This is a genomic window from Cupriavidus sp. 05T41, from assembly GCF_056396525.1.
The window spans coordinates 1-23,634 of record NZ_JBFTLQ010000102.1; the positions used below are offsets into that span (position 1 = coordinate 1).

The 23,634-nt window shown below is 63.9% G+C and carries 20 protein-coding genes and 4 pseudogenes; 9 read left to right on the forward strand and 15 right to left on the reverse strand.

Features of this window, described 5'->3' with window-relative positions:
* Positions 1-629: 629 nt before the first annotated feature.
* From AC1DKV_RS35550 to AC1DKV_RS35560, 3 genes are all read right to left on the reverse strand, one after another.
* Positions 630-1,100: a Spy/CpxP family protein refolding chaperone gene (locus tag AC1DKV_RS35550; protein ID WP_441623761.1), complete on the reverse strand. Its 471-nt coding sequence runs from the start codon at positions 1,098-1,100 to the stop codon at positions 630-632.
* A 135-nt stretch (positions 1,101-1,235) separates the two neighbouring features.
* Positions 1,236-1,583: a hypothetical protein gene (locus AC1DKV_RS35555; protein ID WP_441623763.1), complete on the reverse strand. Its 348-nt coding sequence runs from the start codon at positions 1,581-1,583 to the stop codon at positions 1,236-1,238.
* Positions 1,584-1,684: 101 nt separating this feature from the next.
* Positions 1,685-1,813: a DUF3309 family protein gene (locus AC1DKV_RS35560; protein WP_441623765.1), complete on the reverse strand. Its 129-nt coding sequence runs from the start codon at positions 1,811-1,813 to the stop codon at positions 1,685-1,687.
* 408 nt (positions 1,814-2,221) lie between these two features.
* Between AC1DKV_RS35560 and AC1DKV_RS35565 the strand changes: the two genes are divergently transcribed.
* Positions 2,222-2,734, forward strand: coding sequence for a hypothetical protein (locus AC1DKV_RS35565; protein ID WP_441623767.1), 513 nt, complete (start codon positions 2,222-2,224; stop codon positions 2,732-2,734).
* A gap of 134 nt (positions 2,735-2,868) precedes the next feature.
* Here the strand turns inward: AC1DKV_RS35565 and AC1DKV_RS35570 are convergent.
* Positions 2,869-3,521 (reverse strand): annotated as a pseudogene (locus AC1DKV_RS35570) (Crp/Fnr family transcriptional regulator).
* 360 nt (positions 3,522-3,881) lie between these two features.
* Here AC1DKV_RS35570 and AC1DKV_RS35575 point away from each other — a divergent pair.
* From AC1DKV_RS35575 to AC1DKV_RS35585, 3 genes are all read left to right on the forward strand, one after another.
* Positions 3,882-4,040, forward strand: coding sequence for a DUF3309 family protein (locus AC1DKV_RS35575; RefSeq protein WP_441623769.1), 159 nt, complete (start codon positions 3,882-3,884; stop codon positions 4,038-4,040).
* A gap of 157 nt (positions 4,041-4,197) precedes the next feature.
* On the forward strand, positions 4,198-4,317 hold the full coding sequence (locus tag AC1DKV_RS35580; protein ID WP_441623795.1) for a CsbD family protein: 120 nt from the start codon (positions 4,198-4,200) through the stop codon (positions 4,315-4,317).
* A gap of 31 nt (positions 4,318-4,348) precedes the next feature.
* Positions 4,349-12,916, forward strand: a complete 8,568-nt coding sequence (locus AC1DKV_RS35585) for a glycoside hydrolase family 94 protein (RefSeq protein WP_441623771.1) — start codon at positions 4,349-4,351, stop codon at positions 12,914-12,916.
* A gap of 69 nt (positions 12,917-12,985) precedes the next feature.
* Here AC1DKV_RS35585 and AC1DKV_RS35590 read toward each other — a convergent pair whose 3' ends face one another.
* Both AC1DKV_RS35590 and AC1DKV_RS35595 read right to left on the reverse strand, forming a co-directional pair.
* The gene (locus tag AC1DKV_RS35590; RefSeq protein WP_441623773.1) at positions 12,986-13,234 is read right to left on the reverse strand and encodes a hypothetical protein; all 249 of its coding nucleotides are present in this window, start codon (positions 13,232-13,234) and stop codon (positions 12,986-12,988) included.
* 708 nt (positions 13,235-13,942) lie between these two features.
* Positions 13,943-14,458, reverse strand: a complete 516-nt coding sequence (locus AC1DKV_RS35595; protein WP_441623774.1) for a hypothetical protein — start codon at positions 14,456-14,458, stop codon at positions 13,943-13,945.
* Positions 14,459-14,583: 125 nt separating this feature from the next.
* On the opposite strand from AC1DKV_RS35595, the gene AC1DKV_RS35600 reads away from it, so the two are divergent.
* On the forward strand, positions 14,584-15,669 hold the full coding sequence (locus AC1DKV_RS35600) for an IS630 family transposase (RefSeq protein WP_441623776.1): 1,086 nt from the start codon (positions 14,584-14,586) through the stop codon (positions 15,667-15,669).
* Between the two features lie 67 nt (positions 15,670-15,736).
* Here AC1DKV_RS35600 and AC1DKV_RS35605 read toward each other — a convergent pair whose 3' ends face one another.
* Positions 15,737-16,198, reverse strand: a complete 462-nt coding sequence (locus AC1DKV_RS35605; protein WP_441623777.1) for a PRC-barrel domain-containing protein — start codon at positions 16,196-16,198, stop codon at positions 15,737-15,739.
* A 37-nt stretch (positions 16,199-16,235) separates the two neighbouring features.
* On the reverse strand, positions 16,236-16,628 hold the full coding sequence (locus AC1DKV_RS35610) for a BON domain-containing protein (RefSeq protein WP_441623779.1): 393 nt from the start codon (positions 16,626-16,628) through the stop codon (positions 16,236-16,238).
* Positions 16,629-17,204: 576 nt separating this feature from the next.
* Here AC1DKV_RS35610 and AC1DKV_RS35615 point away from each other — a divergent pair.
* On the forward strand, positions 17,205-17,282 hold the full coding sequence (locus tag AC1DKV_RS35615) for a hypothetical protein (protein ID WP_441623797.1): 78 nt from the start codon (positions 17,205-17,207) through the stop codon (positions 17,280-17,282).
* A 216-nt stretch (positions 17,283-17,498) separates the two neighbouring features.
* Here AC1DKV_RS35615 and AC1DKV_RS35620 read toward each other — a convergent pair whose 3' ends face one another.
* From AC1DKV_RS35620 to AC1DKV_RS35640, 5 genes and pseudogenes are all read right to left on the reverse strand, one after another.
* Complete coding sequence (locus AC1DKV_RS35620; protein WP_441623781.1) at positions 17,499-17,645, reverse strand: DUF3096 domain-containing protein; 147 nt, start codon at positions 17,643-17,645, stop codon at positions 17,499-17,501.
* Positions 17,646-17,678: 33 nt separating this feature from the next.
* Positions 17,679-17,896 (reverse strand): annotated as a pseudogene (locus AC1DKV_RS35625) (glycine zipper 2TM domain-containing protein).
* A 533-nt stretch (positions 17,897-18,429) separates the two neighbouring features.
* On the reverse strand, positions 18,430-18,606 hold the full coding sequence (locus AC1DKV_RS35630; RefSeq protein ID WP_441623783.1) for a CsbD family protein: 177 nt from the start codon (positions 18,604-18,606) through the stop codon (positions 18,430-18,432).
* A gap of 199 nt (positions 18,607-18,805) precedes the next feature.
* Positions 18,806-19,060: a DUF3309 family protein gene (locus AC1DKV_RS35635; RefSeq protein ID WP_441623785.1), complete on the reverse strand. Its 255-nt coding sequence runs from the start codon at positions 19,058-19,060 to the stop codon at positions 18,806-18,808.
* A gap of 570 nt (positions 19,061-19,630) precedes the next feature.
* Positions 19,631-20,132 (reverse strand): annotated as a pseudogene (locus AC1DKV_RS35640) (IS1595 family transposase); the annotation flags it as partial.
* A gap of 371 nt (positions 20,133-20,503) precedes the next feature.
* Here AC1DKV_RS35640 and AC1DKV_RS35645 point away from each other — a divergent pair.
* The 3 genes and pseudogenes from AC1DKV_RS35645 (at position 20,504) to AC1DKV_RS35655 (ending at position 22,507) form a co-directional block, all read left to right on the forward strand.
* Positions 20,504-21,610, forward strand: a pseudogene (locus tag AC1DKV_RS35645) (IS5 family transposase).
* A gap of 300 nt (positions 21,611-21,910) precedes the next feature.
* Entirely contained in the window at positions 21,911-22,141 is a 231-nt protein-coding gene (locus AC1DKV_RS35650) for a hypothetical protein (protein WP_441623787.1), read from the forward strand.
* A gap of 135 nt (positions 22,142-22,276) precedes the next feature.
* Positions 22,277-22,507 (forward strand): hypothetical protein, encoded by a 231-nt coding sequence (locus AC1DKV_RS35655; protein WP_441623789.1) that lies wholly within the window; start codon positions 22,277-22,279, stop codon positions 22,505-22,507.
* 341 nt (positions 22,508-22,848) lie between these two features.
* Here AC1DKV_RS35655 and AC1DKV_RS35660 read toward each other — a convergent pair whose 3' ends face one another.
* Both AC1DKV_RS35660 and AC1DKV_RS35665 read right to left on the reverse strand, forming a co-directional pair.
* The gene (locus tag AC1DKV_RS35660; protein WP_441623791.1) at positions 22,849-22,986 is read right to left on the reverse strand and encodes a hypothetical protein; all 138 of its coding nucleotides are present in this window, start codon (positions 22,984-22,986) and stop codon (positions 22,849-22,851) included.
* Positions 22,987-23,430: 444 nt separating this feature from the next.
* Positions 23,431-23,634, reverse strand: a 204-nt coding sequence (locus AC1DKV_RS35665) for a hypothetical protein (protein ID WP_441650501.1), incomplete at its 5' end; no start/stop codon positions are given.

Below are 23,634 nucleotides of genomic sequence, written 5' to 3' on the forward strand. Positions count from 1 at the left end.
GCGCCGCCTTTCGCAACCATAGTGGGCGTTGGGAGCCGTTGCCAGGCGCAGGCTCGCTCGACGAGATGGCCCAGGTGGTCGTCACGCTCCTGGAGCCGTACCTACAGCCTGATAATTATTAAATCTATTTACGGGATGTTGTACTAGTGCTGATGAATGCCGGCTTCCTGCCGCTGGTCCAGGGTGCTTCGTCATCGTAGCGCGGCGCGGCCTTTAGGACTTCGCGGGACAGGTCGAGCGAGACCGTGAGCAAGCCTTCCATGTGGCCGATGTCACCGTCCAGGCATGAATGGCATAGTGCGCAATGGCTTGCGCGCTGCGCAGATGCGTGCCGTCCCCCTCGCGCTGGCTCTGCCCCGGTCCGCTGTAGCCGGCTGCCACTTCGCCTGGAGACAGAGGAGTCCGTCCCGGACGCCTGCGCCGCTCCAGTGGTCGGCATAGCCGTTGTAGGCCAGATAGTCCGTTTCGTGCTGCCGGGAGAAATGGGACGCGGGGGACCGATTGCGGTGCGCGCAGGCCCCGCATGCTCGCCTCAAGGACGGCACTCGCAGGAATAGGGCGCAGGCGCGACAACGTCTGTCCGGTGCCGGACGCGCGAATCGACAACGCTGGCTCGCGGCATGCCAGGGTCAGCCTTGCCTGGATGCGGGCCGTATCTGCCGGCTGAGGAAGACCATATCGGCGTTCTGCTTTTGCACCTTCGACATGCTGTCGTAGAGCGCCTGGAACACGGATGCGAGCTTGCGGATGCCTTCGGCATGCACCTCGGCGATCGTGCGGCAGGCGTTGAGATCGCCGGGGGCCGTCATATCCCTGGCGGCGGTGCTGCGCTGCTGGTGCAGCGACGCCATCGTGCCGGCGTTGCCGCGCATCACCTGCGCGATCTTCTGCCAGTGATCCTGCTGCGACATTGTGATGCGGAGCTGCATATGCAGCTCTCGGATATGCGTTTCCATCCGGTCGGGACGCGTCCAGTGCACCCGGTGTGCGGCGGCTGGCACCTCTCTGGCCGGGGTGGGTAGCTCCAGCAGCGCTGCAGCGATAGCAGTTGGCAGTGCGAGGGGTGTCTTGGGGAGGAAGAGGGGGAAGACGAATGCCATGAGTGATCTCTTTTGGGTGGGATGAGCGCGCCGGGGGATCGCAGATGCCTCGGCGGCGCGCGACGGCGGCAGGGCAGGGAGGAGATTGCCGCCGGGGCGCGGTCAAGCCGATGGCCCGGGCATATACCACCACTGTCAGTGGATGACGATCTCCGGCGCGCCGCGAAAATGCAGTCTGTGCAGCAAGGTGCGCCACCCAGTCACCGTGCCCGCCGATGCTGGCATCCTCCGTCCGGGCGGCGATGGCGCTGCGAGCGCGGCGGCGGCAAGCAGCACGACAGCATCGTCGCACTCGCCCACCGGCGCGATCGCGGCCCGCTGCGGCGGCGTTGCGTAGATCACCGTAAGGACGTCATCGAGGGCCTTCGCGCTGCTAAATGGGCCGAAACGGTAGATCCATGTCCCATCGACCTCGGCGAAGAACCAACTGGATGGCGCAGTGCGATAGGTTACCACCGCTATACCAGATATCCCGGATTGCATGGAATACTCCCTGCCCGTGCGCACGGCATGGGCGTCGCCGGCGGTGCCTCCTCCGTAGAGGGACACTGCCCGCCTTCAGATCCTGCCGAAGAAGGCAAGTATCAACACCACGAGTAGCAATGTCCCCAGCACGCTGCCGGCATATAGCCCCATACACGGCTATGGTGCCAGACTGACACGACTGCCACCAAAGTCATCGCCAATACGACGACCACCAGAACACCTAGCATGGTTCTCTCGCGCAATTCCTTGCCGAGGCGAGGCTCTCATCGGCCTGCCAGCACGGGGGGGCACCAGGCCCGCCCATAGATGAAGGTTGGCACGGTAGCGCCTGCGTGTCGGTACGATGGCGGACATGCGCCCCCGCGGTATGAATCGATTCACGGTGGCTGGCGGTGCCGCCGCCGATGCAGCCGGGCCGAGTGCCGGCCGCCATGGGATCGAGATAGCCCGGACTATGTCCGGGCATTGTCCCCCCCTCGATAAGGGGTTCCAGGCATTGGTCATGTCCGGCACCGGACAGACGCGTCGCCGGTGCCCGCGCATACATGGCCTATCGATCGACAACACCGGCTGCGATAACGCAGCGGATGGGCCGAGGCCTGTAGCCGGTATGCTCGAGACGTCGAGGTGCCGCCATGCGTTCCCTTCTGTACTTTCGCTTCGAGGATGCCGTTTCGGCCAAAGCCGGGTGGGACCGCCTGCTTCCGCTTGGGCAGCCACCCGCCCATGTCTCGGGTCCGTGGTTCTTCGGCGAGGCGTTCAGGCCGGTGAAGGGATTTCCCGCTGTCGATGCCACACATATCACCTTCCGGCGTGAAGGGGCGACCGCAGGGTATGCGATTTGCGCGCTGCTGGGTGCGGTAATCGCCGGATACTACAGTGACCGGGCCACACTGCTGGTCGGCATCGCCGCGTATTGTGTTGGCTTTGTCATCGGCGGGATAGCCGGCTGGTGCCTCGGGGGACTGGCCGGAAGCCGGGTTGTGCGGCCACATCTGGCACGGCACGCAGCCGTTTTGTCCGAGGGCGAGATCCTGATGGTCGTCGGCTGCAAGACTGCGGAGAAGGGAAAGGTGCGATCGGTGCTGTGCGGATCGGGGGGCGTCGGCGTCGAAGAACATGGGGACCTGCTGCCCCATCTCAGGTGAACCCGATGACGCTACGCGTCGCGGCACGTTTGAAGCTTCCAGCCTCTTCGAGTCTGTTCGCTGGCGCCCACGAGCGAGGCCGTGCTTGACTATGCCAATGCGAAGGGCGCGGGGGATACCTCGAAGCCGCGGTTCTAGGGACGGCGCGGCTTTCTCAGACGGCCGGCAAGTTCGGGGTCGAACTCCTTCTTCACCACGGCGTAGCATTCGCACGCGTGCTTTTCTAGCGCCGGCTGGTCGAGCACCGAGATATGGCCATAGCTGTAGCGGATCAGGCCCGCGTTCTGGAGTTTCAGCGCCGCGTCGGTGACGCCGGAGCGCCGCGCGCCTAGCATGTTGGAGATCCACTCCTGCGTCATCGTCAGTTCTTTGGTCGGCAGCCATCTGGGTAATCAGGGCCTGGATGTATCGCAGCGGCAGGCGCCGCTCCGGGCCGCCGCGCGCGAATTCCTGTTTCAGAGCTTGGCATTGAGCTTGTATCCGTAGCCGGCGCTTTGCACGATGGCGCGGCTCGGCGTGGTTTCGCCGCCCATGAACAGCGCAATGCCGACGATCCCTTCGTTGCCGACAATGGCGATCTCGGCCGATGATCCGTCTTCCATCACATAGAGCAGCGATACGATCGCGCTGGTGGGAAAGTACGCCGCCCCCAGCTGATCGCCGGACTCGTAGACCACGTGCCGCAGGGGCAGTTCAGTGAAATCGAGGTGCCGTTCAAGGCGCAACCAGTCTCTTCAGGCAGTACTGCTCGCAGATGGTTAGTTTTCGGCTCATCCAAGATACTCATGTCGCGCCTCCGGCGCCGGCCAAATGAAAGATCCGGCATATTGGCGGCAATGCGCGCGGATCTTCGTCGCGCGAACAACCGTGCCACCGCTAAAAAATATAGTCCAGCGCGTTGTCAGGAGGGTGGGGTGATGGCGACACGGTTTTCGGCGGCACTTGGTCCCGCGCCGTTGCTGGGTGTCCGCCGGCAGTAGTGTCCGTCAGCGTACCGACAATCCCCATTCTCGATGGCACATTGATCGCAAGGGGGTCAGATCCATTCAGGTAACGCGGCCGACTACGCGTCGGGCTCGATGATTCAGGCCCCTTGGCGGAGAGCAACGGCGACCTGGCCAACGCGGAGTCGGGGAAGGGGTGTTCCATGCTAGGAACCGCCGTATTGCTGGTCGTGCTCGTGCTTGTCCTGCTCGGCGCCATGCCGACGTGGCCGCACAGTCGCTCCTGGGGCTACATGCCCAGTGGCGTGCTGGGTGCATTGCTGATCGTGGTGCTAGTGCTGGTGCTGATGGACCGCTTCTAGGCGGCCGTGGCCAGACTTGGGCGCGCGAGCCAGAGTTGTGCCGCGCGTGACGCCCGGCGCGCGATTGGCCGGCCGGCCGCCATCATCAAGGAGCGGTGTCATGAATATAAGCCAGGTGAAGGGCCGCCTCGAGAAGGCGAAGGGAAGACTGAGGGAAATGTTTGGAAAGACCACCGGACGCAAGACAACCCAACTCAGAGGCAAGGTCGAACAGCTTGTCGGCGAGGTACAGGCTTCCTACGGAGACGCGAAGGAAGAACAGCGCAAGCAACCGTAGCGGTGCCGCAGCCAATATCTCAAAGGCGTTCATGTATTCAGCTCTGCTCCGTACGTTCGATTTCCCTTCAACCGCATCACCATGGAACAACACGGCACCGGTGCGCGAGGAGTTGTTCGGCACCGAACGGCTGGAGCAGCATGCGCAAAGCCTCGCCTCGGCGCAGCCGGTCACGCCGAAGCCGCCGCGGGTGCCGTCCTTGCGCAGCCGTCTCAATGACAATGCCGTGGTCCTGCTCGCAGCCTATCGTGCCAGCGCGGCGGAACTGGAGAGCGGCAGGGGCGTGGAGCCCGCGGCCGAATGGCTGCTCGACAACTACCATCTGGTGGAAGCGCAGATCCGCGAGATCCGTGACGACCTGCCCACCGGATATTATCGCCAGCTGCCAAAGCTGAGCGAAGGGCCGTTTGCCGGGTATCCCAGGATATTCGGGCTGGCATGGGCCTTCGTGGCGCATACCGACAGCCATATTGACCCGGACACACTGCGCCGATTCATTGCCGCCTATCAACGTGTCCAGCCCCTGACCATCGGCGAGCTGTGGGCGGTCGCCATCACCCTGCGCATTGTCCTGGTGGAGAATCTGCGTCGACTGGCGGAGCAGATCACCGCTGGTCGCGTCGCACGCGCCGATGCTGACCAACTATCGAAGCAGCTGCTCGTGTCAGGTTGCGCCGGTTCGGCACTCGATATCGATATCGCCTCGCGCTCGGCATCGCCCCTCTCGGAGCTGTTCGCCGCGCAGCTGGCGAAGCGGCTCAGGGACCAGGATCCGAGAACCACGCCCACGCTCGGGTGGCTGGAGCAGCGGCTTGGCCGGCAGGGCGCGTCGATCGACGGCGTCGTGCGGCGCGCGCAGCAGCGCCAAGGCGCGGCCAACGTGACCGTGCGCAACGTCATTACCAGCATGCGCTTGATTTCCGATATCGACTGGGCGGAGCTGTTCGAGAGCGTGAGCCTGGTTGACCAGCGGCTACGTGCGGGGAGCGCTTTTGCGGCAATGGACTTTGCCACGCGCAATCTCTACCGCAGCGCTATCGAGCAATTGGCACGGGGCTCGCCGGTATCGGAGCTCGCTATTGCGGACATCGCCCTGTCGGCCGCGCACGCTGCGGTGGCGGGTACCACCAGCGCAGCGCAGGCCGAGCGCACCGGCGATCCCGGCTATCACCTCATTGCAGAGGGGCGGCTCGCCCTCGAGCGGACTATCGGCTTTCGCCCGCCGCCTCGCCTTCGCTTCAGCCGCATCAATGTCGCTCTCGGCATTGGCGGCTATGTGGGCGCGATCCTACTTGCCACCGTCGGTGTGCTTGCCGCCTTCCTCTGGGTGCTGGCCTCAGTGCCGGATCCCGGGCTCGCGGCTGGCTGGCTGGCGCTGATCGGCGTCATCTGCGTTGTGCCGGCCAGCGAGGTGGCGACCACGCTGGTCAACCGCGTGATGGTCTGGAGCTTTGGCGCGTCCATCCTGCCCGGTCTTGAGCTTTTGGATGGCGTGCCGTCATCGTTGCGCACGCTGGTCGCTGTGCCGACGCTGCTGGTCAGCGAAGCCAGCTTGCGGGAGCAGATCGAGCGCCTGGAGGTGCACCACCTTGCCGGTGCCGGCGGTGACCTGACCTTCGCCCTGCTGACCGACGGCGCCGATGCGGACCAGGAAGCGGCGTCGGCCGATTCGGCGCTGCTGGCCATGGCCGCGGATGCGATCGAGGAACTGAATCGCCGCCACGGGCCGGGTCCTGCGGGCAATCGCTTCCTGCTGCTGCACCGCCGCCGCATCTTCAACGCCAGCGAGCAGACATGGATGGGCTGGGAGCGCAAGCGCGGCAAATTGCATGAACTCAACCGGCTGCTGCGCGGCGCCACCGACACGAGCTATGTCGGTGCCAACGGTGAGCCGCCGCAGGTACCCGCCGGGGTGCGATACGTCATCACGCTTGACGCCGACACACGCCTGCCGCGCGATGCGGCACTGCGGCTGATCGGCAAGATGGCCCACCCGCTGAACCGGCCCCGCTTCGACGAGCGGCTGCAACGCATCGTGGGCGGCTATGCCGTGCTACAGCCGCGCGTGACGCCCTCGCTGCCGGTGGGCAGCGAGGGGTCCGTCTTTCAGCGGATATTCTCCGCGCCCGGTGGTATCGATCCTTATGCGGCCGCCGCGTCCGATGTCTACCAGGACCTGTTCGGCGAAGGTTCCTATACCGGCAAGGGCATCTATGACGTAGATGCTTTCGAGCGCGCGTTGCACGGCCGCATTCCGGAAAACGCGGTGCTCAGCCATGATCTCTTCGAGGGCGTGTTCGCTCGCGCCGGCCTGGCCTCGGATGTCGAAGTCGTCGAGGATTTCCCGTCGCGCTATGATGTTGCCGCCAAACGCCAGCACCGCTGGACGCGCGGTGACTGGCAGCTTCTCGGCTGGATCTTCAAGGGCCGCGCCGGCAGTGAGGCGGTGCCGATGCTGGGCCGCTGGAAGATGCTGGATAACCTACGTCGCGCCTTGCTGACGCCCGTCCTGCTGCTGGCTTTGGGCGTGTGCTGGCTGCTGCCACTGGCAACCGGACTGTGGGCCACGGGGATGCTGCTCGCCGCCATCGCGTTTCCCGCGTTCTTTCCTGGCTTGTTTTCGCTGGTCCCGCATCGCGCGGGCATCCAGATGCGCAACCACCTGCGGATGCTGACGGCGGATCTGCACGCCGCGGCCACGCAGGTGCTGCTCACACTTGCGTTCCTGCCCGACCAGGCTTGGCGGATGGGCGATGCCATCTTAAGAACCCTGGTACGCCTGCGCTTCACGCGGCGCCATTTGCTGGAGTGGACCACAGCCGCGCAGTCGATGAGCAGTCCACGGCTGGATCTTACCGGTTTCTATCTAAAAATGGGAGGCGGGGTCGCCCTGACGCTAGCCATGATGGCGGGCGCCTTAGCCTTTGCGCGGCCTTCCTGGCCGCTTTTGCTGCCGTTGGGGCTGCTCTGGCTGACAGCACCGGCGCTGGCCCTAGGCGTCAGCCGCTCCCCGACGGTGGCCCGGCACCTGCTGGCGTCGGGGCCGGACACGCGCGACCTGCGCCTGACGGCGCGCCGCACCTGGCGATATTTCGAGACCTTCGTCACACCGGCGGACAATATGCTGCCGCCCGACAATTTCCAGGAACGGCCGCGGCCCGTGGTGGCGCACCGGACGTCGCCTACCAATATCGGCCTCTATCTGCTCTCCGCCGTTGCCGCGCGTGACTTTGGCTGGAGCGCCACCGTGGCGACGGTCGAGCGCCTGGAAGCCGCCTTCGCCGCCATGCGCAAGCTGCCGCGCTTACACGGGCATTTCTATAACTGGTATGACACGCAGGACCTGCGCGCGCTGACGCCCGCTTATGTCTCGTCGGTGGACAGCGGCAACCTGGCCGGCCACCTGATCGTGCTGGCCAATGCCTGCGAGGAATGGACCGATTCCGCGGCGGTGCCGGACTTCCGGCCCGGCATGATGGACACGATCAGGCTCGCGCGCGAAGCCCTTGCCAGCCTTGCCACGCCGTGCGGGGAGCGGGGTGGCGTCCTGGGCGGGCTGATCGAGGACATCGAAACCCGGCTCGCCGGCACGGAGCCCATGGGCACGCTGTCGCCCACGCTCAGGCGGCTGACGGAAAAAGCCACCATGACGGCCCGCGCGATCTTGCCGGCGGCGGGCGATGACAGCCTCGCGGACCTTGCGTTCTGGGTCGAAGCGTTACGCAAGACCATGGCTGAGCACGAGCAGGACCGGCTTCATAGCGCCGCGGCGCCGGGCGAGCTCGCAGCGCGGCTGCAGGCACTTGCAGCCGAGGCGCGCGAAATGGCGCTGGCGATGGACTTCGGGTTCCTGTTCGACCGCGAGCGCAAACTGTTGTCGATTGGCTATTCGCAGGAGGACAACCGCCTCGACGTGAGCTGCTATGACCTGTTGGCATCGGAGGCGCGGCTGGCCAGCCTGTTCGCCATCGCGAAGGGCGACGTGGACACGCGCCACTGGTTCCACCTGGGCCGCACGGCCACGCCGCTGGGCAACGGTTCGGCGCTGATCTCCTGGTCTGGGTCCATGTTCGAGTATTTGATGCCGTCTCTGGTGATGCGCGCGCCGGGCGGCAGCCTGCTGGAGCAGACCAACCGGCTGGTGGTGGAGCGCCAGCAGGTCTACGGCCGCTTGCTGGGCGTGCCGTGGGGGGTGTCCGAGTCGGCCTACAACGCGCGCGACATGGAGTTCACCTACCAGTACTCCAACTTCGGTGTACCAGGACTCGGGCTCAAACGCGGTCTGTCGGACAACGTCGTGATTGCACCTTACGCGACCGCGCTAGCGGCCATGGTCGATCCGCAAGCGGCCCAGCGTAACTACGTGCGGTTAGCCGGCATGGGGGCGAAAGGGCGATACGGCTTCTATGAAGCGGTCGATTTCACGCGCTCCCGCTTGCCGGAGGACGAGGAGTTCGCGATCATCCGCAGTTACATGGCGCATCATCAGGGCATGACCATCGTCGCGATCGCCAACACGCTGCATGCGGGGCAGATGCGCGAGCGCTTCCACCGCGAACCGATGATTCAGGCCACGGAACTCCTGCTGCAGGAGCGCATGCCGCGCAACGTTGCCATTTCCCATCCGCGGGCCGAGGAGGTGAAGGCGTCCAGGGGCGAGGCGGGCCACGAGGATTCGACGGTGCGCAGGTACCCGGGCGCCACCACCGGCGCCGTCGTCACGCATCTGCTCTCGAATGGCCGCTACGCCGTAATGTTGACGACCACCGGCGCAGGCTACAGCCGCTGGCGCGATCTTGCCGTGACACGGTGGCGGGAGGATGCAACGCGCGACGATGCCGGCTCTTTCATCTTCCTGCGTGATACGCAAAGCGCCAAGGTATGGTCTGCCAGCCCGCAGCCTGGAGAACGCAAGGCCGACGAAGAAGACGCAGGCTGCGAGGTCGTCTTCGCCGAGGATCACGCCGAGTTCATCCGCCGCGACGATAGCCTGGCCACGACCCTCGATGTGCTGGTCTCCGGGGAGGACGACGGCGAAGTGCGGCGCGTATCGCTGGCCAACAGCGGCCGCCGCCCACGTGAGATCGAACTGACCTCCTATGCGGAACTGGTCCTGGCCATGCCGTCCGCCGACGATGCGCATCCCGCCTTCTCCAAACTGTTTGTAGAGACCGAGTACCTGCCGGAGTTCGGCGCGCTTATTGCCACGCGCCGCCCGCGCTCCGACGGGGAGCCGCGCATATGGGCCGCGCATTTCACGGTGGCCGAAGGCGACGTGATCGCGGATCTCCAGCATGAAACCGACCGCGCGCGTTTTCTCGGGACTGGCCCGGCGGCCCGGGCACCTGGCGGCATGGGACGCGGGCAGCCGCTGTCGAATACCACCGGCGTGGTCCTCGATGCTGTCTTTTCTCTCCGGCAGCGCGTGAGGGTAGCGCCGGGCGGCGTTGCCCGGGTTGCCTTCTGGACGCTGGTGGCGCCCTCGCGTGCCGAACTGATGGTCCTCATCGACAAGCACCACGACCGCAGCGCGTTCGAGCGTGCCAAGACCCTGGCGTGGACCCAGGCCCAGGTCCAGCTGCGCTATCTCGACGCAAAGGCTGGCGAGGCGGCGGACTTCCAGCGCCTGGCGGCGCCGATCCTGTATTCCGATGTCCGCTTCCGGAGCCCGGCGGAGGCCATCCTCGCTGGCGCGGGGCCGCAGTCGGGGCTCTGGCCGCACGCGATCTCCGGCGACCTGCCCATCGTGCTGTTGCGCATCGACGATATCGAAGACATGGCGCAAGTGCGCCAGCTGCTGCGTGCGCACGAATACTGGCGGCTCAAGCGCCTTGGTGTTGATCTCGTCATCGTCAACGAACGCGCTTCCTCCTACACCCAGGACCTGCAGGTCGCGATAGACACGGCGGTGCGCAGCAGCCAGTCGCGTCCCCGCCTGGGTGACGGGCTTGGCCGTGGGGCGGTATACGCGTTGCGCGCGGACATGATGCGGATCGAGGCGCGCGAGTTGCTCCAGTCAGTTGCCCGTGTCGCGCTGGTCGCGCGCCGCGGCTCCGTTGCCGAGCAGCTTGCCCGTCTGCCCGAGGCGCCTGCCCGTGCGGCCCCCGATCGTCGCAAGTGGCTTTCGCGCCTGGCCTTCCCGCCTGTCTCCGTCTCGCCGGTACCCCCCACGCAAGCGCGGGTCACAGCCCCGCTGGAGTTCTTCAACGGACTGGGCGGCTTCGACAAGGATGGGCACGAGTATGTGATCGAGCTCACCGGGGAGGTCGCGACGCCTGCGCCGTGGCTCAATGTGATCGCCAATCCGTCGTTCGGCTTTCAGGTCTCTGCGCAAGGCAGCGGCTACACCTGGGCGGAGAACAGCCGGGAGAACCAGCTCACGCCTTGGTCCAACGATCCGGTGCTGGACCCGGCCAGCGAAGCAATCTACATCCGAGACGAAGAGACGCTCGATCTGTGGACGCCCACGGCACAGCCCATCCGCGACGGCAATGCCTATACGGCGCGCCATGGCTATGGCTATAGCCGTTTTGCGCACGAGGCCAACGGCATCTCGGCGCAATTGCTTCAGTACGTGCCGCTGGAGGATCCGGTCAAGATCTCCCGCCTGACGTTGCGCAACCTGTCGGCTGGCCGCCGCCGCCTTTCGGTGACGGCGTTCGCAGAGTGGGTGCTTGGCACCTTCCGTAGCGCTTCGGCTCCGTTCATCGCCACTGCGATCGACGGCGCCACTGGTGCCATGCTGGCACGCAATCCCTGGAGCACCGCGTTCCCGGGACGGGTCGCCTTCGCCGATCTCGGCGGCAGGCAGGTGGCCTGGACCGCTGACCGTACCGAATTCCTCGGACGCAACGGCGCGCCTGCCGCGCCGGCGGCGCTGCTCGGCCCTGCACCGCTGTCGGGCGCCATCGGTGCGGGGCGCGATCCCTGCGCGGCCTTGCAGTGCTTCGTGGAGCTTGCCGCCGGCGAAACCGTAGAAATCGTCGCGCTGCTGGGGCAGTGCGGCTCGCAGGACGAGGCGAGCGCCTTGGTCGCCCGCTATCGCGCAGCCGATCTCGACGCCGTGCTCGATGCCGTGACCGGGCATTGGAACGGCCTGCTCCGTGCGGTGCAGGTCCGCACGCCGGACCGCGCCATGGACATCATGCTCAACGGCCGGCTGCTGTACCAGACGCTTGCCTGCCGTATCTGGGCGCGCTCGGCGTTCTACCAGGCCAGCGGCGCCTACGGCTTTCGCGATCAGTTGCAGGACACCATGGCGCTCACCTTCGCCAGCCCGGCCACGACACGGCACCATCTGTTGCGTGCCGCCGCTCGGCAGTTCGCCGAAGGCGATGTCCAGCACTGGTGGCTGCCGCACAGCGGGCAGGGCGTGCGCACCCGCATCTCCGACGACTGCGTCTGGCTTGCCTTCGCGGTGGCCACCTACATCGCCGCCTCGGGGGATGCGGCCGTGCTCGACGAGTCCGTGCCCTTCCTCGACGGCCCGGTATTGCAGGCCGGTGAGCACGATGCCTTCTTCCAGCCGTTGACCGGGGCAGTATCGGCATCGCTGTTCGAGCATTGCGCCCGGGGCATCGACCGCTGCCTGGCGCTTACCGGAGAACACGGGCTTCCGCTGATGGGCGGTGGCGACTGGAACGATGGCATGAACGGCGTCGGGGCCGCCGGCAAGGGCGAGAGCGTATGGCTGGGCTGGCTGCTGGCGCGTACGCTCACGCTCTTCACGCCGTATGCCGAGGCGCGCGACGCCGGCCGTGCCCGGGACTGGCGCGCGCATGCCGTATTGCTGGGCGAAGCGCTGGAGCAGCACGGCTGGGACGGCGGCTGGTACCGCCGCGCCACCTTCGACGATGGCAGCTGGCTAGGCTCGAAGTCGAGCGCGGCGTGCCAGATCGATGCCATCGCGCAGTCGTGGGCCGTGCTGTCGGGGGCGGGGGATCCCGCGCGCGCGGCAACCGCGATGGCGTCGATGGAGCAGTATCTGTGGCGTCGCCAGGATGGGCTGGCGCTGCTGTTTTCGCCACCCTTCGACCGGGAGGGGCCGGACCCTGGCTACATCCGGGCCTATCCGCCCGGGGTGCGCGAGAATGGCGGCCAGTACAGCCATGCAGCGATGTGGTCGGTTCTGGCGTTCGCCAGGCTTGGCGCCGGTACAAAAGCCGTCGAGCTGTTCTCGATGCTCAACCCGATCAACCACGCACGGACAGCCGCAGCCGTAGAGTGCTACAAGGTAGAGCCGTATGCGGTTGCGGCCGATGTCTATTCGGTGGCGCCCCACGTCGGGCGTGGCGGATGGACCTGGTACACCGGCGCAGCGGGATGGATGCATCGCGCGGGCATGGAAGGCATCCTTGGCATCCGGAGGGAAGGGGCCTGGCTGGTTGTTGCCCCCGCGATGCCGGCCGCGTGGCCGGGGTTTGAAGCGACCGTCAAGCTGGGCGCCTGCTACTACGCTATCCGCGTCCAGGCGGCTACCGGCGTGCCACACGCGCTCCGCGATGGCCTGCCAGTTACCGTGGCGGGCGGTGGAGTGCGCGTGCCGCTCGAGGATGGCCGGCACGAACTGTTGCTATGCATTCCGCCGGCAACTGCATGAGCGCGCGAGCCATTTGCAGGCAGAGAAGGGGCATTGGGAGCGTCATCGCTCGCGATTGCTTGTCATTGCCTATTGTATCCATCCATTTTTCATGCCGGATTCCTGCTTCCTGTCATCACTGACCCGTTCCATCGAGTTGACTCGCTGGCGCTCGCCAGGGCGATAGACGGAGCCGTTCGGACGACTATCATACCGCTCGTCCGGTCCACGGTGATGGTCACCATCCCCGCCCTCGCCGCCGTATACGCCGGGCGTCGATAAGCAACCCATTTGCATAATTGAAAGCGCCGCAACACAAAGCCAGCGGTAAGTTTGCATGTCATTCTCCTGTAGAGACCAGCGACGCGTGGATGAGTGGCCCGCCGGATCACCGGACCACGTCGGCCGTAAGGGGGCTGCCAAGGGAGGACGGTGGCGTTTCATTGCGGGGCGTCATCATCGCGACCAGTCATCATCGCGCCGACAAAAGCGCGGTGTCGGTACGCTATTGGACAGGCCACCGAAACAAGCCTGGAGCGCGGCGCGCTGCTTCGCTTTGCACACCGTTACGTTGCCGGACCGACACGCGGACGCAACCTCAAAACAGGCTGGCAGTGGCAGTCTGCATCGTCGCTTCCACTCAGGGCCTCCGTCCGGGGCGGAAACCAGTAAATCGAGATATCAAAGTGAAAGGCAACCAAATGGGCGTCATTTTTCTGAGCTTATCCATTGCGCTCAACGGTGGTGAGTGTGCTCGGCGTGTCCAGGCGCGACACGGATACTGTGGCGAGCCCGGGAGAGGTGCCGTGGCGGAGGCAGTGTTGACCGGCAGCAGCGCGCTAGGCACCGTGGCCGGCGCCGCAGTTGGAGGGTTGTCGGCAATCAGGTCGGCGGGTAGCGCGCGAAGGATGCACTGACGCGGTCATATGCCAGTGTCCCGTGGCGCCGCACGGGCAGCATACCTAGGCTGCGCCACGGCAAAGTACAGGCTAAGAGGCCCTGCGGCAAGCAAGACCCAGGCGAAGGGTCTTTCTCCTTGCCGATGCATCACTTCCAGCGGAAATCCGGCAAGGCCTCATTGCGTTCTTCAACGCTCTCGCCGCCCAGGGCATTGACCATGAGCTTGAGAGACTCCTTCGTCCGCCTGGCGCAGCTGGTGACGAGCAGTATCTCGCCTTGTGCAAGGCTGGTCCGTTGCCGGGCGATCGCGCCGCGCCAGATCGATCCGTCGAGCTTTCGTCCCGGCCACGCCCCCGCCAGTCCGCCCAGTGCACCGGCCGCTACGCAGGCCAGCACAGTGGCAAATGTACCGGCCGAGGTGCCCAGGGACAGGGTCGCATAGATCGCTAGCGCTACGCCGCTCAGGAAGCCTGCTGCCTCCCATTCGCCGCGATGCGTGGTCTGGGTGGCGGCATTGCGCAACCCTTCGACTGGCTGGCCGTCATGCTGGATGAACCATGGACCTTTGATGCACACGGGAGAGACGGGAAGCTCGGCAAGCCCCGACTGGATTCTCCGCGCGGTCGTGGCGTCGCGAAGTCGGAAATACAGTACGGTGCGCATGATTTCACCTAGCAAGAAAGCGGTTTCACCGGGTCGAAGGCGACGCGGTGCTAATGTAGCGTTCTGTTCTTGGTGGAACTTATATGAGACTATTGCTCTACAGCGACAAAACGTGGAGAGAGCGAGTGCGAGTTGCCCCCGAGATCCTGTTGACCGACGAGGAGCAAACCAAGTTGACGCGGCTGGTTCAGTCGAAGCTCACGAGCGTGAGGCTGGCGCAGCGCGCACGCATTGTGCTGCTGGCCGCCAACGGCATGCAGAACAAGGACATCGCCGAGCAGTTGGGAATCGGACGCGTGCAGGTCTCGCGTTGGCGTGAGCGGTATGCGCAATCGGGGCTGGCCGGTATTGAACGCGACTTGCCGCGCGGTGCGCCGCCATTGAAGGTGGACACGGCGCGGCTGGTGGAGCTGACCACTCAAGCCAAGCCCGTGGCGGCCACGCACTGGAGCACGCGCAAGATGGCCGCCGAGTTGGGCGTGAGCGCCAGCACCGTCATGCGGCATTGGCACGCCCACGGGTTGAAGCCGCACATCGTGCGCGGCTTCAAGGTGTCGCGCGATCCGAAGTTCGTCGAGAAGCTTGAAGATATCGTTGGCCTGTACATGTCGCCACCCGAGCACGCGCTGGTGCTGTGCTGCGATGAGAAGAGCCAGGTGCAGGCGCTGGATCGCACACAGCCCGGGCTGCCGCTGAAGAAGGGGCGCGCGGCCACCATGACGCACGATTACAAGCGCAACGGCACGACCACGCTGTTTGCCGCGCTCAACGTGCTCGATGGCCAGGTCATCGCCCAGTGCCAGCAGCGCCACCGTCATAGCGAGTGGTTGAAATTCCTGCGCAAGATCGACCGCGAGACGCCCAAGGACAAAACGCTGCATCTGATCGCCGACAACTACGCCACGCACAAGCATCCTGCCGTGCAGGACTGGCTGGCCAAGCATCCGCGATTCAACATGCACTTCACGCCCACCTCGGCATCATGGCTGAACATGGTCGAGCGGTTCTTTCGCGACATCACAACCGAGCGACTTCGCCGGGGGGTATTCACCAGCGTGCCGGAACTGATCGCCGCCATCAATGAGTACATCGCTCACCACAACACCAACCCCAAGCCGTTCATCTGGACCAAGAGCGCTCGCGATATCCTGCAGAAGGTCATTCGCGCTAACCGCCGCTTAAGTTCCAAACAGAATGGAACACTGCACTAACGCGGTCTGGGAGGTTTGACGCAGTTCGCCGGAGCATGATGGAGAAAACCTCAGGACCGCTGTGCAGTCAGGGCTGAGCCTCCCTTTCGTACCGGTAGTCCTTCCAATAAGGTGAGGCGCCGTAGTACTCGTGGATGGTGGTTCCCCATTGCGGATCCGCCATGCTGGGCCAATGGTCTTTGTCGAAGCCCGGAGCCGCCTCCAGCATGGCCCTGTCAACACCAAGCACAAAGCTCTTGCGCTGGGTGTCAAGGGTCAGTGCGGACCACGGTACGGCAAACAGCTTCTCGCCAAGGCCGAGGAAGCCGCCGAAGGACACCACGGCATAGGCAATACGTCCTCCGCCGACGTCCAGCATGATGTGATCGACCGTGCCGAGCTTGTCACCACCCGGACCGACGACGGTATTGCCTTCCAGCGTGTCGGCCGCCATCACGAAAGGGCCGGGCCCAGAGTTTTTCGGGTCGTTCGCGCCGACAATGGAGGCACGCGGGCCGCCACTGTTGCGGTCTAGTTCATTCAGATTCATGATCTGCTCCAGAAATGGTAAGGGTTCCGCCGACGCTTCACAGCTTGCGGACGACGAGGTGGTTCTCCACCGACTTCACGCCGTTGGTGGCGTTGGCGACGTCGGCTGCGGTCTGCTTTTGCTTTGTCGACGGGACGCTGCCGGTCAAGCGCACCACGCCCTCGCGGGTGCGAACGTGGACGCTCGTCGAGTGCAGGTTCTTTTGCTCGAGCAGGCTTGCCTTGATCTTGGTGGTGATGGCGGTATCGCTGACGCTTTCGCTCATCGTCTCATGGGTGGGGTTGGGGTTTGTCAGCGATGCCTCCGCGCCTCCCGTGGCCCCGTGGCCCAGCGGAGCGTAGAGGCTAGCCGCGAGCGCGATGCAGGCGACACCGGCCGCAAACTTGACGGGATGGATGGTTTTCACTTTGGTTACCTCGATGCGATTCAATCAGTGACTGCGGACACGAGTGCGGCACGGCGTGCAAGCCCTGCCGGAAACAGCGGCCGCCCGACGTGGCGTGGGGATGGATTTCTCTCCATCATCACGGTATCCGCCAGATTGAGGCTGGCACCGATTTGCCATCCAGTCGGTACGATGGCGGACACGCGGGCCTGCATATTGCAGGCGTAGCGTCACGGGCCGAACAGGCATCGCCCGCAAGTGCACGGTGCCGTTCACGTTGTAGGCGGGCGCCTACAGTGGCGCCAGATATTGACCTCCAGCCCGAAGAACCAGTCGTTCATGGTGGCGAATGCGGCCATTCCCTCCGTTCTGCGGAGGGCCATCGCAAACAGCAACGCCGGAGATCGCATGCAAGCCAAAACCAAGATCACAGTGTGATGGTTTATCCTGAGCTGGCTTGGGGATGGTAATGTTTGGCGGGAGCGGGGAGGTCGATCCGGTGCGCCGCCTCATGGCAGTGCCATCGCCTGAGGCGGCATTCCGGAGAGAGACGCCTTCTACCAGATCGTCACGCCCAGGCGCAACGATGGCACGACGAGCTACCGTCTCGACGTCCCCACCGTGCCGGCCGGCGCATTCTGGTCTGTCAGCGTCTACGACGCCTCGGGCCATTTCCAGCGCAATGCGCTCGGCGCTTAGAGGCTTTGCAACCGACGATCATGATGAGCTCGCCCTGCAACAAGAGCGTAGTTTGACGAGCCGGCCGCAGTCGCGGAAGTGCGGCGCCGATTAGGGCGCCCAGTAGCCAGCCACAGATACCGAAGGTCACGAAACCAAGGCCGTAGGTGCCGAGGCCGCTCAGGGGGCTGGAATGATCCGGCGGGAATCCGGTAGGAAGCAGGATCCCATGTCCGCTCAGCGCAGATGTGCGCCAAACAGTCCGAGCAGGCCGATGACAATGAGATAAATGGCGACGATATAGTTGAGCAGCCGTGGAATCACAAGAATCAGGATTCCGGCTATCAGCGAAATAAGCGGTCCGGCGCCGGTGATGAAGTTCACGATAGCTCCATGGGATTGGCAGCGCTGCCGCCGCTACTTGCCGACCTGATTGCCGATGACGCCGCCGACGGCGGCTCCGCCGACAGTCCCCAGGGCGCTGCCGCCGGTCAGCACTGCACCCGCGACGCCCCCGATGCCCGCCCCCCCGCTACGGTATCGGTGTCTCGCCGAGTCGTGCCGCTGCAGGAGACGATGCCAAGGGCGGCGATCAGGATTGCCGTCCGTTTGAGGAATGTCTGTGTGTGTTTCATTTCTTGCTACCTCCTGCGGCCACGCGGGGAGCCGGGTATGGATGTTCCATGGGCCCCGGGCGTCCGGCTGCAAAGGCCTGGTCGCCTGCCTGTGCCAAGCCAATATTTTCCTACTGACCACAGGAAGTCGGTCCGCTGCCGTACGCGGGCCCAGGGTAACTCAGCCGAACACGCGCGATCTGAGGTCGTCCTCGAAATCGCCAGTCCATTGGGCGGTCTGGCTTCCATCGTACTGGCGGATGTCCCTGCCGAAGCGTACCGAGATGCTGCGCCCTCGTGCCCGCCTGCTGCGTCTTCAACCGCTGTCACGGTAGATCCATCGGGTGCGACCCCGTTGCGCAGACAGGTCTCGCGGAAAGCCTCCAGCTCCATGAGCGGGAACTGATTCAGCATGATGTCCAACATAGGTGTCTCCCGGCACCGGCATGAAACGGGGAAAAGCCGGGGCGAGGGGACGGCGGCCGGCCGACTGGTCACCTTTGTCATCCCGCCGGCCGTGCGCTCGCTCGGGTGCTTGTCCTCTCTGTATTGCTTTAGTCCGTCTTCTTGATATCCGCCTTGACGTCGCCATACGCTGCCTGCGTCTTGCCAATCTCCTTCTGCAGGGTCCCCGCAGCTTGCGTTTGCTTATTACCGGTCACCTTGCCGAAGGTTTCCTTGACTTTCCCGGCGGCCTCTGTGACCCGGCCCTTCACTTGGTCCTTGTTCATAATGTACCTCTTCATTGGTGTTGCGAGCCGGATGCTGAGGCGATCCGGCCGCGGGATGGCGGTGGCAACCGCGTTGCCACCGCGCGCGTGCCTGATTGCACGCGTGCTCCTCAGATTGGAGTTCGCTGATTCAGCGAGCCGGCCATGCGCCTGTCGTGCATGGCCGGCTCTTGGCGCGGCATGCTCCAGAATGGCCGCCTTAGAGTCGGCCGAGCAGCAACAGGACAATGAGCACAGCAAGAAGCACTCCGAGTGTGCCTGATGGCGCGTAGCCCCAGCCGTTGCTGTACGACCAATTGGGCATTGCCCCCACGAGCAAGACAGCCAAAACAATCAACAGTATGATTCCGAGTGACATGATGCGCTCCTGGTTCTGCAAAAACATGCCTTCCGCTGATTGAACCAAGCGGATGGCAGCCGTTCTAGCGGATCGCGTTGTCGATGGCCTTGCCATGGAATCTTGAACACCGATTCGGGGGATTCGCTGAAGTACTCGCTGTTGCTACGTTGTATCGATAGATACGTCCTCATCCGTCCCAAAGCATAGTTGTGGCGGAATATGGAGTCAGTCCGGTGCCGTACGCATGAGAGAGGAAATTTCCGGCATTCCGCCACTCCTCCTGCTCAACGAAACTGCAGGGGGAAGAAGAGACTGATTCCCGGCGTCGCCTCGGTACATAGGTCACTGGCGGTGGGGCGTAGACATAAGGATCGCGGTATACGCCGTGGTAGTAACTGCTGCCGCTGCGGTAGTACGTATTGTGCTGATCGCGGTGGCTGTTCTGATGGTGGCCGCCATGCGGACCTTGATGGCTCCGGGCGTTCTGCTGGGGCGAGGCGGATCCATGGTGATTGTCCGCACCAAATGCCGGCGCGCCCAAATGGTCTGGCTCTGGACAGACGCTGGGCAAGATCAAGCTCTGGTCACCCTCGACGTTGACGTCCACGTTGTTATTTCAACCCGCTCGGTCTGGGGAGATGCAGTCATGAGCATCACGCATGATCCGAAGTCCAACCACCTTACGCCCAGCGACCGGGCACTTCTGTCAGGAACCAGAGCGAGCCGAACTCGTCTGGCATACCGTGCGCACGTGCGTATGTTGCGGCTGCCGGTAAGCTTGCGTTGCCGGACCTCGACGGCGCCGGCCACAAGAACCATGGCGTGCACGCCCCTGTCCTTGCCGCGAGTCCGCCCACCGACGCAGGCCTCATCGGCCTCGACGTGTTCCTCAGGCTTGCCACTGATCCGATCCTGGTCGGGGCGCACCATGCCGGCGGCAACTCGTGGAGTATCTGAAAGGCGGTCTCGTAGCGCGACAGGCCGAGTCGCGCGGGAACTGAACGGCCGACATGCCAGGCGTCTGACTGGCGACCAGATACTCTGCCCAGAACCAAACCGACAGCGGCGTGTGCGTGCGTTCCATGACGGTGCCAGCAGTGAGGCTCGTGTCGCGTGTGCAATAGCGACAACGGAAAACGCCGGCGCGACTAGCAAAACGGTACGGCTCACCAAGCAAGCCACAGTGACGTTCCTTGGTCATGCTAGGATCAATTCCTTTCTTGGGAGACGGCCATGGCGAAGTGCAATGCTTGCGGTTCTATCGTCACGGATAGGCGAGGGGAACGAGGGCACGATGCCCTTGTGGAAACCGGAAGTGAGAAATTCAGTCCCGTCGGAAAGGCGGCTGTCACCAAGACGTCGTTCACTTGCTCGACCTGCGGGACGAAATGGACGTACGAGAACGATAAGAACAACAGCTTCGCCGGCTGGCATGAGGTTGAGAACTGATTTCATGCCGCGCGCTCTAGCAGGCTGTTGAATTTAGCCCCCGAGTAAACGGGGATTTGGCGCCAGACGTTATGGATATCGTGTTCATAAACTCGGGTGGCGGATGCGATGCGTGGAATGGATGAGATGCAAGAGACGTTGTTCACGACGGTTAAGTTGGAAGACCTCGTCCCCGCCGATCATCCATTGCGAGCAATCCGGCTGCTGGTCAACGACGCACTGAAGGATCTCAACGGGCTGTTTAGCACCATCTATGCCGACAGCGGACGTGCCTCGATTGCGCCGGAGAAGTTGCTGCGTGCACTGCTGTTGCAAGTGTTTTACTCCGTGCGCAGCGAGCGCATGTTGATGGAGCAAATGCGCTACAACATGCTGTTTCGTTGGTTCGTTGGCCTGGCGATGGAAGACGACGTGTAGAACCACTCAGTCTTTTCGAAGAACCGTGATCGGTTGCTTGAGCACAAGGTAATCGAGAGCTTTTTCACGAAGGTGACGAGCGTGGCCGACCGGCATAACCTTCTGTCCAAGGACCATTTTTCGGTCGACGGCACGCTGATTCAGGCATGGGCCAGCCATAAGAGCTTTCGCCCCAAGGACGACACGGATGACACCCCGCCCGCAGGCGGCGGCCGCAATGCCGAGGCCGACTGGAAGGGTAAGCGGCGCAGCAATGCAACCCACGAATCGAGCACCGACCCGAGTGCGCGGCTGTACAAGAAGAGTGCCCAGAGCCCGGCCATCCTCAGTTATCAGGGGCACATTCTGATGGAGAACCGCTCCGGCCTGGTGGTCGGCGCGGTTGTGAGTCACGCCGATGGCTTTGCCGAACGTGCCAGCGCATTGCGCTTGCTCGACTGCATGCCTGGCAATCATGCCAAGACGATCGGTGCGGACAAGGCTTACGACACGCACGACTTTGTTCAGGACTGCCGAGCGCGCAGGGTGACACCTCATGTAGCGCGCAACGACGCGCGAGCTGGCGGCAGCGCAATCGATGGCCGTACCTCGCGGCACGAGGGATACCGAGTGAGCCAGGTCATCCGCAAACGCATCGAAGAGCACTTTGGCTGGGGCAAGACGGTCGGACGGCTTCGCCAAACCGTATATCGTGGCCTCGAACGCGTGGACCAACACTTCAAGCTGACGATGATCGCCAGCAATCTGACCCGAATCGCACGAATACTGGGTGCGGTGCCGCGAGGAACAGTGCAATGAGCCGCCAAAGCTGGGCTGCCGCACGGCGCCATGCTGGCGCGCCCCGGAATTGGGGCGCCCAATTGCATGGCAGGGTAGGAATTCAGCGGTCATTTGCATGTCGAGTCGTGTGTAGCTGCGCTACGCCCTTTGTGCCAAAGTGCTTTTCAACAGCCTGCTAGCACCAGGTACGGCGGGCTGGTGACGATGCACTGCAAGCGCACGCTGGCGGCGATCAGGTGCGCATCACGGTGCGGCAGTCGCCTTGGGAGCAGTGGTCAAGCGTCATGCTAGGATCCTTATCAACCTCGGGGAATAGTCATGAAACGCACTACCGAATACCGTGGATTCGACCTTCATGTTTACTTGGTGACCACTTCGGAAGACATGTTCGATGTCTGGTTCCAGATCGAAGGCCCGATAAAGCCTCCAGGCGTTGCCGCAATCGGCAAGCGAATCAAAGTCCACGGCGGTCCGTTCTCGCGCCGCTGGGCACATCTCGTCGCCGAAGTAGCAGGCAGGGCTGCGGTGGACGTTATTCTGGGCGTGTAGGAATAGGCACATACCGCGATCCACGTCCGGTTTTCTACTCACCCGGTCCCCATCATTCGCTAGAATTCTGCGAAACCAACTAGGGAGACGGCCTTGGGAGACCGCGCAGCATGGGTATCCGAGGAGTATCGCGGGATGTACATCCATGTCATGACCTTCTGGATTGTAGGCATCCCAGGCGCCAGGCCGCCGCCTGGTCAGAAATGGGGGTATGCAGTCGAAATCCGATACAAAGCCGACCCCGATGACGACGCCATCTACGGCCCCGCGTCGGACCATTGCGATTACTTCACCGAGGTAGCTGCCGAGCAGGCCGCATTACACTATGGCGAGGGAGCGATCGACGTGCTTCTTGCGCTTGGTTGATCTCACCCCGCTATCCCCATCAGTCTCGCTTTCTTCGCGTGCTACGATCCTTCGGCACGACAGGGGGCAAGCCATGGCGAACTTCGAAACCGATGCCGAAAGACGCGAGTGGATTGCTAAACACAGCGAGGACGAATTCCGGCAGCATGTAGCGCACCACACGTTCGGCGACAGGCGTTTAGAGAACGCTCGCGCCTATCTCGATAGGATCGACAGTCAGCGAGCGGAGATACGCGAGGAACGAGCGCTTCCTGCGACTGAGCAGGCAGCGGGGGCGGCGCAGAACCAAGCCGATACTGCGCGACAAGCGCTTCGCATTTCGAAATGGGCTCTCGGTATAGCTATCGTTTCACCGATAGCGCTCCGGCCATCGACCGCACGCACACCGGAGTGGCCGACTGCATGAACGTCTCGCCGGACTCGGCCAGCAGCAGGGTGGTGCCCATTGCCTCGGCGATCGCGATCAGCTTGTTGTTCACTGCGGGCAGGCGCGGGTCGGCCACAGCATAAGCAGCGCAGGATCTATGCTTGGTGGCTCTGAAGGCCGATCAAGTTTTGGTGCTCGCCGTCGGGCAGCGACGGCCATTGGGCTGGGGCGCAGGCAGTCGCAGCGCTGCTGAGCTGATTGCCCGATGAACAGATCGCCGAACTGCTGGGAGTGAAACGGGCGCGACTGGATGCTCATGTGATGTTGCCGATCGTCGAGCACGGAGAACCAGGCTCGCCGGCCTGCCAGTTGGGGCCTTGCTTGCGGCAACGACGTTGGCATCTACCGTCGTGACCTCAAGCGCCGGATAGGTACCTTCCAAAGCGGTGGTCTGTCGCACGACGCGTTCCTTGCGGTTTTACACCCTGGATCGTGCCTTCGCATCTACGCTGGCCGTGGAAACCTTGGGGTTTCCACGGGGCGGAGCGCATATCGCTCAAACCTTGGTGTGAGTGGCGGCCCACTGCGAAGGATTGACATCGATCGCCAGCCCGAGGCCGGAGCCGATCACGCCGACGTTGTTGAGCGTGTTGACGTTGATGCTCTGCAGCTGGGCGATGTTCTGGTTGACGTTGACATTGACGTTGGCCACCGGGCCCAGTCCCTGCATCCAGGTGTTGGCGCCGCCGCGCACCGCGGC